The sequence below is a fragment of the Corallococcus exiguus genome (genome assembly GCF_009909105.1).
GTDB classification, from domain to species: Bacteria; Myxococcota; Myxococcia; order Myxococcales; family Myxococcaceae; genus Corallococcus; species Corallococcus exiguus.
Window position 1 is genome coordinate 1,217,760 of sequence record NZ_JAAAPK010000002.1, and the last position, 12,549, is coordinate 1,230,308.

Below are 12,549 nucleotides of genomic sequence, written 5' to 3' on the forward strand. Positions count from 1 at the left end.
TTGCCTCAGCCCGCGCGCATCCGATCGAACTCCACGGAGCAGTGCGCTGAGAACACCTTCACCTCGTGCCCGTGTGCGCGCACCAGCCCTCGCAAGCGCTCCTGGTTCTGGAGCCGCACGGCGTTGTTTTCGGAGAACAGCCGTTGGAACAGCGCCAGGCCCCACGGGCTTCGCGGCGCCACCGGATCCACCTCGTGGTGGCTGAAGTACGCGTCCCCCGCGTGCAGCACCCAGCCTCCGGGCCCCTTCACCGCGACGCCGCAGTGGCCCGCGGTGTGGCCCGTCAGCGGCACCAGCAGAACCTCCTCGTCCAGGCCTGGAATCAGCCGCACCGCCTCGAAGCCGAACCAGCGCTCACCGTCCACCGCGTACCGGCTCCACTTCGGGCCGTGGGCCCACTGCACTGGCTTGTAGCCTTGCCTCGCGCCCGCCACCGGGGGCACCACCGCCGCGGCGTGCTCGTCCCCGAAGATGTGGACCTGGGCGTCCGGGAAGTCCGACAGGCCGCCGACGTGATCCAGGTCCATATGCGTGGGCACGATGTGCCGGACGTCCTCGCGCCGGAAGCCCAGCCGCTCCACCTGGGCCAGCGCCGTCTCCGCCGGGTCCAACCGGGGCGTGTTCCGTCTCACGAAGCGCTGTCCCAGACGCCCCTGCGCGTCCTGCACGTCCCGGGTCCCCAGGCCCGTGTCCACGAGCACGAGCCCCCGGGACGTCTCCAGCAGCAGGCAGTGGCAGACCATCCGGGCCCGCTCGAACACGCCGCCCGAGCCCGTGACGAACCGGGCACTGGCGGGACACAGGGTTCCACAGTTGAGGTGATGGATTCGCATGTCCGGCAAGGTACGGACCGGGCCCGCTGCCCGATTGGAGGAATCGGCCATCCTGCCCGGGGCCCGGGTTGAAGCGAGGGTCCGTCCGTCCCATGCTCCCTCCCGCATGGCCACCCTGGCAGACAACGCGCTGGCCACCCGGGCCGACCTGTCCCGCTTCGTCCAGCGCGTGCGCGTGCTCTGGCGTGGTCCCACTTCGGGCGACTACGTCCGCGTGCCAGACGGTACCGTCGAGCTGGTGGTCCGCGTCACCTCCACCACCTGTGACGTTCACGCTCTGGGCCCCCGGGAACACGTGGTGCGCAAGGCGCCCTCGGAAGTTCCGCCCGACACGCTGGGCATCCAGTTCAAGCCGGGCGGCGCGTACCCGTTCTTCGGACTGCCCATGTCGGAGCTGGCCCATCGGTCGCTTTCCATCGACACGCTCTGGGGCAAGGCGGACGGCGCCCGGCTCCGCGAAGCGCTCGCGGAAGCTCCATCCTCCCAGGCCCGCCTGCGTACGCTCGAGGCCGCGCTCGTGGCTCGGCTCCACCGGGACGACGTCTACGAACCGGCCGCCGCATACCTCGTGCGGCGAGGCATCCGCCTGCTCACCGACGCCGGGGAACTCCCTCGCGTCGCGGATCTGGCCCGCACATTGGGCGTGAGCGAACGGCACCTGCGGCGCGCCTTCGACGACGTGCTCGGCATGGGACCCAAGTCATACGCCCGGATCGTGCGCTTCCAGCGCGCGCTCCAGGCCTCCACCGCCCAGGGGGCACGGCCGGACTGGGGAAGCATCGCCGCCGGTGCGGGCTACTACGATCAGGCCCACCTCATCGCGGACTTCCGGGCCGTCCTGGGCACCACGCCGGGCGCGTGGGTGCGCGCACGGGCCGCCTGAGCGGGGCCGGACGCGCTGCGTCGGGACCCGGCGGGTGGGGAAAGCGCCTGCCCGGCGAGCGTCCCAGGGAATCGTTTGGGCGCTCGGACGTTCTGCGGTGGGCGTGGGCGCTTTCCCAGCTTGACCGACGCTGGGCCATCCCTCACAAACGCCCCGTCCCCGCGGAGCTCTGTCCCGCGGCCCGAAAGGATCCCATTCAATGAAGCGATTGGTCGTCATCGCCGCCCTCGTGGGTGCCGCTCCGGCGCTCGCCGATGAAGGCATGTGGACGTACAACAACTTCCCCGCCGCCAAGGTGAAGGAGAAGTACGGCTTCCAGCCGGAACAGCAGTGGATGGACAAGCTCCGCCTGGGCGCGGTGCGTCTGGCCGGCGGCTGTTCCGCCAGCTTCGTGTCGCCGGACGGCCTGGTGATGACCAATCACCACTGCGCTCGCGGCTGCATCGAGCAGCTGTCCACCGCGAAGCAGGACTACCTGGCCAACGGCTTCTACGCGAAGGCGCAGGCCGAGGAGAAGCAGTGCCCGGCGATGGAGGTGAACCAGCTCGTCGAGATCACCGACGTCACCGAGCAGCTCAACAAGGCCACCGCGTCGCTGACCGGCAAGCAGTACTCGGACACGCTGAAGGCCGAGATGTCCAAGGTGGAGAAGGCCTGCTCCAACGGCGACGACAAGGTGCGCTGCGACCTGGTCACGCTGTACCAGGGCGGCAAGTACAACCTGTACAAGTACCGCCGCTTCCAGGACGTGCGCCTGGTGTTCGCCCCGGAGCACGCCATCGCCTTCTTCGGCGGTGACCCGGACAACTTCGAGTTCCCCCGCTACGACCTGGACGTGACGTTCGTGCGCGTCTACCAGGACAAGCAGCCGGTGAAGACGCCGGACTACTTCAAGTGGTCCGAGGGCGGCGCGAAGGAGAACGATCTCACGTTCGTGGCCGGCAACCCGGGCCGCACCTCGCGCGCGCTGACCATCGCGGAGCTGGAGTACACCCGCGACGTGTCCCTGCCCAAGACGCTCATGTACCTCTCCGAGCTGCGCGGCATGCTCACCGAGTTCCAGAAGCGCGGCCCCGAGCAGAAGCGCATCTCCAGCAACCTCCTGTTCGGCGTGGAGAACGGCCTGAAGGCGTCCAAGGGCCGCCACGAGGCGCTGCTCGACAAGAAGTTCTTCGCCTCCAAGGTCGCCGCGGAGCAGGAGCTGCGCAAGAAGGTCGACGCGAACCCCGAGCTGAAGAAGAAGTATGCCGCCGCCTGGGACGAGATCGCCAAGGCCGAGGCCCAGCTGCTCACGATCCGCAAGGACCTGAACTTCCTCGAGCAGGGCAATGGGCTGTCCTCCGGCCTGTTCCACACCGCCCGGGCGCTGGTGCGCGCCGGCGACGAGCTGCCCAAGGACAACGGCCAGCGGCTGCGCGAGTTCAACGACGCCAACCTGACCGCCCTCAAGGCGCAGCTCTTCAGCCCCGCGCCCATCTACCCGGAGCTGGAGATCGCCCGCCTGACGTTCGGCCTCACCAAGATGCGTGAGGAGCTGGGCGCCAAGCACCCGTTCGTGAAGAAGGTGCTGGGCAAGGAGTCCCCGGAGCAGGTCGCCACCCGCGTGGTGAAGGGCACGAAGCTCATCGACCCGAAGGCCCGCAAGGCGCTCTGGGACGGCGGCAAGAAGGCCGTGGACGCGTCCAAGGACCCGATGGTCCAGCTGGCCCTGCTGGCGGACCCGGACTCCCGCGCCATCCGCAAGAAGTTCGAGGACGACGTCGAGTCCATCATCAAGAAGAACAGCGAGCTGGTCGCCAAGGCGAAGTTCGACATCTACGGCACCAGCCAGTACCCGGACGCGACCTTCTCTCCGCGCGTGTCCTTCGGCTCGGTGAAGGGCTACATGGATGAGGGCCAGCAGGTCGCCCCCATCACCCAGATGTCCGGCACCTTCGAGCACGCCACGGGCCAGGATCCGTACGCGCTGCCCAAGTCGTGGCTGAAGTCGGAGAAGGTCATCACCGGCACCACGCCGATGAACTTCATCACCACCAACGACATCATCGGCGGCAACTCCGGCTCGCCCGTGGTGAACAAGAACCTTGAGGTGGTGGGCCTGGTGTTCGACGGCAACATCCAGTCGCTGGGCGGCGAGTACGGCTTCGACGAGTCCGTGAACCGCACGGTGGCCGTGCACTCGGAGGCCATCATCGAGGCGCTCCAGAAGATCTACGGCGCCAACCGCGTCCTGGAAGAGCTGCGCCCCGGCAGCACCAAGGTCGCGCCGGTGAAGGCGAACCCGGCGGGGTAGTCTTCCCACTGGCCTCCTGAAGCACCTCAGAGGCTGCCCGGTTCGCTCCGGGCAGCCTCTTCGTTCATCCCCATTCCAGGACCTCCATGCGCCTCCGCCCTGCCCTCTTCGCCGCCGCCCTCGCGCTGCCGGCCTGCGCCGCGAGGCAGCCCGTGGAGCCGCCGCCCGCCACGGTCCAGGACGTGGTCTCCACGGTGGACGTGGACCACTTCTGGGAGGCCTACGACGCCGTGCGGGCCACGACGGAGCCATCCGAGCAGCTGGCCCGGTTCCAGGCGCTCTACGTCGACCGGGGCACGCCGGGGCTGCACAGCTTCATGCGCGCCAGGCGCTACACGGCGCAGGGCTACGTGGACGCCATCCGCGACTACCCCCGGTTCTGGGAGTCGGTCCGTCCCCTGACGGCGCGCGCCCGGGCGGCCGTGGCCCACGTAGCCCCCACGCTGGAGCGCTTCCGGGCCCTCTACCCCCGGCTGGGGAGCGCGGAGGTGTACTTCACCGTGGGCGCCCTCAACTCCAGCGGCACCGCGCTGGACGGCCGGGTGCTCCTGGGCGCGGAGCTGGCCACCGGCGACGCGCGGGTGGACGTGTCCGAGCTGCCGCCGAAGCTGCGCGCGGGCCTGGGCGCCTACTTCCAGAGCCGCCCGCATGAAGGCCTGGACCTGCTCATCGCCCACGAGGCCGTGCACACGCGCCAGAAGGCCCCCGCGGACGTGCTGGTGGACTGGATCGTCTACGAGGGCGTGGCGGACTTCGTGGCCGAGCAGGTCACCGGCCGGCTGCCCGCGCTGGCCTACGTCACCTATGGCCCCCAGCACGACGCGGAGCTGCGCGAACGGTTCCGCGAGGCCCAGGACTCGACGCGCTTCTCCCCGTGGCTCTGGTCGGGCCCGGACAACGCGGACGGCGTGGCGGACCTGGGCTACTACGTGGGCTATGCGATTGCTCGCGCGTACCATGCGAAGGCCCCGGACAAGCAGGCGGCGCTCCAGCGGATGATCGAGCTGGACTACGCGGACACCGCCGCGGTGAAGACCTTTGTCAGGGAGAGCGGCTACCTGGAGTGAAGTCACGGCGCCCCGGCACTTCCCCCGGGGACAGGAGACAGATGGACGCGCGCGCCGAGCAGTTCATGCGGGACGGGTACCTTCGCATCGACGGGGCCTTCCCCCGGGAGGTCGCGGACGAAGCCCGTGCCCTCCTCTGGCGGGACACGGGGTGCGACCCGGACCGGCCCGCCAGTTGGACCCGCCCCGTCATCCGCCTGGGCATGTACACCCAGAAGCCCTTCGTGGACGCGGCGAACACGCCCGTGCTGCACGCGGCGTACGACGAGCTCGTCGGTGCCGGGCGGTGGCTGCCGCTCGGGGCGATGGGCACGTTCCCCGTGCGCTTCCCCTCTCCGGAGGATCCGGGCGACGCGGGGTGGCACATCGACGTGGGGTTCGACTTCGACAAGCCGGACTTCATGGAGTGGCGCGCCAACGTCGCCTCCAAGGGCCGCGCGCTGCTGATGCTCTTCCTCTTCTCCGACGTGGGCGAGGACGACGCGCCCACCCGCATCCGCGTGGGCTCGCACCAGGACATCGCCCGGCTGCTGGGCCCCGCGGGCGAAGCGGGCCTCACGCTCCGTCAGCTCGCGGCCAACGGCTTCGCGGAGTCCGCCCACCGGCAGGAAGTCCTGGCCACGGGCGCGGCGGGCACGGTGTACCTGTGCCACCCCTTCCTCGTGCACTCGGCGCAACCCCACCGGGGAACGCGGCCGCGCTTCATGGCGCAGCCGCCACTGCTGCCCCGGGAGCCCCTGAGCCTGGCCCGGCTCCCGGAGGACACGTCGCCGGTGGAGGAAGCCATCCGGCGCGCTGTCACCTGAGTCCTACCGCCTCACTCCCACTCGATGGTGGCGGGCGGCTTGGAGGAGATGTCGTAGACGACGCGGTTGATGCCGCGCACCTCGTTGGTGATGCGCGAGGAGATCTTCTCCAGGATGGGGAACGGGATGCGGGCCCAGTCCGCCGTCATCCCGTCCACGCTGGTGACGGCGCGCAGCACGCAGGTGGACTCGTAGGTGCGCTCGTCGCCCATCACGCCCACGCTCTGCACCGGCAGCAATACGGCGAAGGCCTGCCACACTTCCTTGTAGAGGCCGGCCTTGTGGATCTCCTCCTGCACGATGGCGTCCGCGCGGCGCACCAGGTCCAGGCGCTTCTCGTTCACCTCGCCCAGCACGCGGATGGCCAGACCCGGGCCCGGGAAGGGCTGACGGGAGACCATCTCGTCCGGCAGGCCCAGCTCGCGGCCCAGGGCGCGGACCTCGTCCTTGAAGAGCTCGCGCAGGGGCTCCACCAGCTTGAGCTTCATCTGCTCCGGCAGGCCGCCCACGTTGTGGTGGCTCTTGATGGTGACGGACGGGCCCTTCCAGGACACGGACTCGATGACGTCCGGGTACAGCGTGCCCTGCGCCAGGAAGCCCGCGTCCTGCACGTCGCGCGAGGCCTCCTCGAAGACGGCGATGAACTCCCGGCCGATGATCTTCCGCTTCTGTTCCGGATCCGTGACGCCAGCCAGCTTCGACAGGAAGCGCTCGCGCGCGTCCACCGTCTTCAGCGGCACGTGGAAGCGGTCCACGAAGAGCGCCTCCACCTGCGCCCGCTCGCCCTGACGCAGCACACCGTTGTCCACGAAGATGCACTGGAGCCGGGGGCCAATCGCCCGGTGCAGCAGCAGCGCCGCCACGGAGCTGTCCACGCCGCCGGACAGCCCGCAGATGACGCGGCCTTCTTCACCGACCTGCTTGCGGATGGTCTCCACCGCCTCGTCGATGAAGCCCTTCATCGTCCACGAGCCGGTGACCTTGCAGTCGTTGAAGAGGAAGGCGCGCAGCATGGCCTTGCCCTGCGGCGTGTGGACCACCTCCGGGTGGAACTGGAAGCCGTACCAGGGGTTCGTCTTGTGGGCCGCCGCCGCGAAGGGCGAGTTGCCACTGCGGCCGATGGCCTCGAAGCCGGGCGGCAGCTCGTCCACCCGGTCGCCGTGGCTCATCCACACCTGCACCTGGTCGCCCGGGCGGAACTCCGCGAAGGGGCCTCGCGCGCTGAGGACTTCCACCGCCGCGCTGCCGAACTCGCGGTGGGCGCCCCGGTCGATGCGGCCTCCCAGGAGCTTGGAGATGAGCTGGAGGCCGTAGCAGATGCCCAGGACGGGGACGCCGGCCTCGAAGACGAAGGGGTCGCAGCGCGGGGAGCCGGGCGCTTCCACGGACGCCGGCCCGCCGGAGAGGATGATGCCCCTCGGCGCGAACTGCCGGATGTCGGCGGCGGGCAGGTCCGGGCGGTGGATTTCGCAGTAGACGCCCAGCTCGCGCACACGGCGGGCGATGAGCTGGGTGTACTGGCTCCCGAAATCAAGGATCAGGATCTTCTCGGAGTGCAGGTCCACCGGCGATTCTCCCAGGGGGCGTCGTTGACGGGTGGGGGCCCTTATCGCTACAAACTTCGGGAAATCAACGCTGAAAGGCCGTCAATTGTTCGTGCGCCGCCTGTCCGCTTCCACTGCAGCAGCCATGCTCCTCCTGTCCGCCTCGGGGTGCGTGAAGGAGATCACCTCCGACGAGCGTCTGGAGCGTGACACCCGCAGCGTCGCGGTGAAGGACGCGCCCGGGGTCGAGGCGCTGTCCAAGCTCACCTGTGACGACACCTCCGCGCCCCTCAACAAGGCCCGGGACGTGAACCGCCCGGAGTCCGACCGGCTGGTGGACTACGTCAACCTGTACTCCTCCCTGAAGGACCGCACCCACACCTTCGAGGAGGCCATGTCCCGCAACCCGGACCTGAGCTACCGCGAGGGCAGCCAGAACCTGGTCAACGCCAAGGACGCCTGCATCCAGCAGACCGCGGACGTCCGGGTGGAGTTCGAGACCTACCTGCGTGAGCTGGTGGCCGTGCCCACGGTGCAGGAGATCAAGGGTGGCAACACCGTCACGGTGGCCCGCCTGGACTTCGGCACCCTGAAGAAGGCCATCGAGACGCTGGACCCGGACGACCGCGAGTCGCTCCTCCAGAGCGTGAACTCGGCGGAGAAGCGCGTGTCCGCCACGGTCGCACCCGCCGAGGACACGTCCACGGGCAGCGGCAAGCGTCGCGGCAAGTAGTCCCCCGCTGTCCTCCCCCGGCGCTCTGACCGGGGGAGACTCCCCTGCCCCGAAGCCTCCCGGTGACGGTGAGGCTCTGGGGCGATTTGACGCCCTACTCCATCCGGTAGTTGGGCGCTTCCTCGGTGATGATGACGTCGTGCACGTGGCTCTCCTTGAGCCCGGCGGACGTGATGCGCGTGAAGGTGGCCTTCGTGCGCAGCTCCTCGATGGTGGCGCAGCCCACGTAGCCCATGCCGCTGCGGATGCCGCCCAGCATCTGGTGCACGTTCATGGAGAGCGTGCCCTTGTACGGGACGCGGCCCTCGATGCCTTCCGGCACCAGCTTCACCGCCTCCACGTCGGACTGGAAGTAGCGGTCCTTGGCGCCCTGCTTCATGGCGCCCAGGCTGCCCATGCCCCGGTAGCTCTTGTAGCTGCGGCCCTGGTACAGGATGACGTCGCCGGGGGACTCCTCGGTGCCGGCGAACAGCGAGCCGATCATCACGGAGCTGGCGCCCGCGGCGAGCGCCTTCACGATGTCGCCCGAGTACTTGATGCCGCCGTCGGAGATGATGGGCACGCCGTGCTTGTCCGCCTCGCGGGCGCAGTCGTCCACCGCCGTCACCTGGGGCACGCCCACGCCGGCCACCACGCGGGTGGTGCAGATGGAGCCCGGGCCAATGCCCACCTTCACCGCGTCCACGCCCGCTTCAATCAGCGCGCGCGTGCCTTCCGCGGTGGCCACGTTGCCGGCGATGAGATCGAAGCCCTTGAAGTTCTTGCGCGTGTCGCGCACGCCTTCGATGACGCCCTTCGAGTGGCCGTGCGCGGTGTCCACGACGATGACGTCCACGCCCGCCTTCACCAGCGCGTCGATGCGGGCTTCGCGGTCCGCGGACACGCCCACGGCGGCGGCGCAGAGCAGGCGGCCCTTGGCGTCCTTGGCGGCGAACGGGTGGGTGAGGCGCTTCTCGATGTCCTTGATGGTGATGAGGCCCTTGAGCTCGTAGGCCTCGTTCACGACGAGGAGCTTCTCGATGCGGTGCTCGTGCAGCAGCTTCTGGGCGTCGTCCTGGGTGATGCCCTCGCGGCCGGTGACGAGCTTCGTCGTCATCACGTCCTCGACCTTCTGGGAGAAGTTCTTCTCGAAGCGCACGTCGCGGCTGGTGAGGATGCCCACCAGGCGCTTGCCCTGCACCACGGGCACGCCGGACACGCCGTGCATCTTCATCAGCTCCAGGGCGCGGGCGAGCGGCGCCTTGGGTTCGATGGTGATGGGGTCCACGACCATGCCGCTCTCGAACTTCTTGACCTTGAGGACCTCCAGGGCCTGCTGCTCGGGCGTCATGTTCTTGTGGATGACGCCGATGCCACCCTCCTGGGCCATGGCGATGGCGGTGCGCGCCTCCGTCACGGTGTCCATGGCGGCGGACAGCAGAGGAACGTTCAGCCGGATGTTGCGAGTGAGGCGGGTGGTGAGGTCGGCATCACGCGGGGTGACGGCGCTCTCACCGGGCAGCAGGAGCACGTCGTCGAAGGTGAGGGCCAGCCGGATATCGGGGTTCAACATGGGGGCTCCCGGAGGCCCCGCGGGGCACCAGCGCCCGGCGGGTGCGTGTCCATACGGTTTGCGCGGCTGCCGCGCAACGGAAGAAGGTTTTTTGCCGCCCGTTCCCAGGGACTTCAGGTGATACTCGGCGTCCCACCAACACTTATTGGGACTTGGACCGGGCCTTGGCGGAATTGAATCAAGCGGGGGCGGTCGGGCTGGTGGTGAAGCTGCCCTTCGCCACCCCCGAGGAGTTCCTCGCGAAATACGGGGGCAACATCACCCAGGGCGGCATCTATTTGCGCGCCAAGGCCGTGCGCCCCCCAGGCACGGCCGTTACCCTGGACCTCCGCCTGGCAAGCGGCGACCGGCTCCTCTACACGGCGGCCATCGTCCACTTCGTCACCGGTCAGCAGGGCCAGGGCATCTCCGGCATGGGTCTGAAGTTCGGGGAGGCGGATCCCCCAACCCGCCGATTCCTGGACGCCGCGGTCGCCATCCTCCCGCACGCCCAGTCGGACGTGCCGCCCGTGCCCAACGGCGTGGGCCCCGCCGACTTCTCCGTGCCCGCCCCGGCGGCGGCCCCTGCCCTGCCCCCGGCCGTGGCCGCGGTCCCCGGCGCCTCGGCCCGGATGGACTCCCCGGCCGCTGCCGCCGCGCCCGCGCTGGAGATGGTGACGGATGCCGCGCTGGGGCTGACCATCGACGAGCCGCCCCGGACGGGGCCGGTGATCGGCATCGACCTGGGGACGACGAACTCGTGCGCCGCGTTCGTGCGCGGCAACAAGCCCGGGGTGCTGCCCAGCCGCGAGGGCCACAACACGGTGCCCTCCATCCTCGCGTTCAACCAGCGCGGCAAGCTGGTGGTGGGCCACCCCGCGAAGGGGCAGATGCTCACCAACCCGCGCCAGACGGTGTACGGCGCCAAGCGGCTGGTGGGCCGACCGTACGCGTCGCCCATCGTGGGGCAGATCAAGGGCCGCTTCCACTACGAGATCGCCGCGGGCCAGGCCGGCGAGGCGGCGGTGCGGCTGGGTGACCGCATCTATTCGCTCCAGCAGATCTCCGCGCTGATCCTCCGCGAAGTGCGTGAGGTGGCGCAGAACCAGCTGGGCCAGATCATCTCGCGAGCGGTCATCACGGTGCCCGCCTACTACAACGACAACCAGCGGCACGCGGTGCGCGAGGCGGGCAAGCTCGCGGGCCTGTACGTGGAGCGCATCCTCAACGAGCCCACGGCGGCGGCGCTGGCGTACGGTTACGGCAAGAAGCTCAACCAGCGCGTGCTGGTGTACGACCTGGGTGGCGGCACGTTCGACGCGTCGGTGCTGGAGCTGCACGACACCGTCTACGAGGTGATCTCCACCGGCGGCGACACGTTCCTGGGCGGCATCGACTTCGACAACGCCATCGTGGAGTACCTCCTGGAGGAGTTCCAGCGGCAGACGGGCCGCGCCTTCCAGGGGGACCGGGTGGCCCTGCAGCGCATCAACGACGCGGCGGAGCGGGCCAAGTGCGCCCTGTCCGAGCGCTCCGAGATGCGGGTGCACGTGGCCTTCATCACGATGATCGACAACAAGCCGTACGACCTGGACGTCACGCTCACGCGGCAGAAGTTGATCGCCCTGACAGAGGGGCTGGTGGACCGCACGGTCCAGGTCTGTGAAGAGGTGCTCCAGGCCAAGGGGCTGAAGCCCACGGACATCGACGAGGTGATCCTCGTCGGTGGGCAGAGCCGCTTCCCGCTGGTGCACGAGAAGATCACGAAGTTCTTCGGCCGGCCGCCCAGCAAGGGCGTGCACCCGGACGAGGCCGTGGCGCTGGGCGCGGCGCTCCTGGCGCACAGCCTGGGACAGATGGAAGGCGTGGTGCTCATCGACGTGCTGCCCATGGCCATTGGCGTGGGGCTGCCGGGTGGGCGCTTCAAGCCGGTGCTGGAGCGCAACGTGTCGCTGCCGGCGGCCAAGAGCTACACGCTCTCCACGCACCGGGACGGACAGACGGAGCTGGAGCTCACCGTCTTCCAGGGCGACTCCGACCGCGCGCAGGACAATGAATACCTGGGCACGCTGCGGCTCGCGGGCCTGCCGAAGAAGCCTCGCGGCGCGGTGCAGGTGTCGGTGACGTTCGAGGTGAACAACGAATCGCTGCTCAAGGTGACCGCGAAGGAAGGCACCACGGGGCGCGAGGTCGTCAGCACGTTCACTACCCGTGATACGCCGGAGTCGGTGAAGGCTCGGCTGGCGCAGGAGGAGTCCGCTCCGGCGCCGGTGCCTCCGGTCGTGACACCGGGGAACGTGGCTCCGGCGGCGCGCAAGGTGGCGGCGGCTCCGCCCGTTGTTCAGGAGGCGGCGCCGGACGTCGCTATCGTATCAAAGCAGAAAGGTTTCATGGGGTGGTTGAAGGGGCTGTTCGGCCGCGCCTGAGGGCAAGGCCTCCCGTGATTCATTACCGGGGGTGTCTACGGGATTGAGCAGTCGGGCTGCTATGAAGTGTCGAAATTTTTCGACACTTGGACGGCCCCCCCGTGACCGACCTCTCCCAATGCCTTCCTGGCGTACTGCTGAAGCTTGCCCAAAATCCGTCCGCCCGGGCGCCCCTCTACACATTCCTGGGTGATGACGGTGAGGAGACCGTGTGGAGCGCGTCCGACCTGGACGTGCGAGCACGGCGGATTGCCTCCGCGCTGCGAGAGCGAGGCGCGCAAGGCGAGCGCGTGCTGCTGCTGTACCCGCCGGGGCTGGACTACATCGCGGGCTTCTTCGGCTGCTTGTACGCGGGAGCGGTGGCGGTGCCCGCGTATCCGCCGGACCCGATGCGGCTGGAGCGCACCCTGCCCCGCCTGCGCGCCATCATCCA

Annotated in this window: 10 protein-coding genes; 7 read left to right on the plus strand and 3 right to left on the minus strand. The window is 69.3% G+C overall.

Annotated features, from left to right (window positions below; all coding sequences use genetic code 11):
* Window positions 1-5 precede the first annotated feature (5 nt).
* Window positions 6-833, minus strand: coding sequence for an MBL fold metallo-hydrolase (locus GTZ93_RS11365; RefSeq protein WP_167547962.1), 828 nt, complete (start codon window positions 831-833; stop codon window positions 6-8).
* Between the two features lie 106 nt (window positions 834-939).
* On the opposite strand from GTZ93_RS11365, the gene GTZ93_RS11370 reads away from it, so the two are divergent.
* The 4 genes from GTZ93_RS11370 to GTZ93_RS11385 all read left to right on the plus strand — a co-directional run bounded on the left by GTZ93_RS11370 (window position 940) and on the right by GTZ93_RS11385 (window position 5,882).
* The gene (locus tag GTZ93_RS11370; protein WP_139919232.1) at window positions 940-1,716 is read left to right on the plus strand and encodes a helix-turn-helix domain-containing protein; all 777 of its coding nucleotides are present in this window, start codon (window positions 940-942) and stop codon (window positions 1,714-1,716) included.
* A 199-nt stretch (window positions 1,717-1,915) separates the two neighbouring features.
* Window positions 1,916-4,009 (plus strand): S46 family peptidase, encoded by a 2,094-nt coding sequence (locus GTZ93_RS11375; RefSeq protein WP_139919233.1) that lies wholly within the window; start codon window positions 1,916-1,918, stop codon window positions 4,007-4,009.
* Window positions 4,010-4,095: 86 nt separating this feature from the next.
* On the plus strand, window positions 4,096-5,076 hold the full coding sequence (locus GTZ93_RS11380; protein WP_139919234.1) for a DUF2268 domain-containing putative Zn-dependent protease: 981 nt from the start codon (window positions 4,096-4,098) through the stop codon (window positions 5,074-5,076).
* 41 nt (window positions 5,077-5,117) lie between these two features.
* On the plus strand, window positions 5,118-5,882 hold the full coding sequence (locus GTZ93_RS11385) for a phytanoyl-CoA dioxygenase family protein (protein ID WP_139919235.1): 765 nt from the start codon (window positions 5,118-5,120) through the stop codon (window positions 5,880-5,882).
* 11 nt (window positions 5,883-5,893) lie between these two features.
* Here the strand turns inward: GTZ93_RS11385 and guaA are convergent, their stop codons facing one another.
* Entirely contained in the window at window positions 5,894-7,447 is a 1,554-nt protein-coding gene (guaA, locus tag GTZ93_RS11390; protein ID WP_139919236.1) for a glutamine-hydrolyzing GMP synthase, read from the minus strand.
* A 124-nt stretch (window positions 7,448-7,571) separates the two neighbouring features.
* Between guaA and GTZ93_RS11395 the strand changes: the two genes are divergently transcribed.
* Window positions 7,572-8,159 (plus strand): hypothetical protein, encoded by a 588-nt coding sequence (locus GTZ93_RS11395; RefSeq protein ID WP_120576902.1) that lies wholly within the window; start codon window positions 7,572-7,574, stop codon window positions 8,157-8,159.
* Between the two features lie 94 nt (window positions 8,160-8,253).
* Here the strand turns inward: GTZ93_RS11395 and guaB are convergent, their stop codons facing one another.
* Window positions 8,254-9,711, minus strand: a complete 1,458-nt coding sequence (guaB, locus tag GTZ93_RS11400) for an IMP dehydrogenase (RefSeq protein WP_120576899.1) — start codon at window positions 9,709-9,711, stop codon at window positions 8,254-8,256.
* A gap of 164 nt (window positions 9,712-9,875) precedes the next feature.
* On the opposite strand from guaB, the gene GTZ93_RS11405 reads away from it, so the two are divergent.
* Together GTZ93_RS11405 and GTZ93_RS11410 are read left to right on the plus strand one after the other, a co-directional pair.
* Window positions 9,876-12,116, plus strand: a complete 2,241-nt coding sequence (locus tag GTZ93_RS11405; RefSeq protein WP_161662772.1) for a TIGR02266 family protein — start codon at window positions 9,876-9,878, stop codon at window positions 12,114-12,116.
* Between the two features lie 134 nt (window positions 12,117-12,250).
* The coding region (locus GTZ93_RS11410; RefSeq protein WP_390624863.1) for an AMP-binding protein at window positions 12,251-12,549 on the plus strand (299 nt) is incomplete at its 3' end.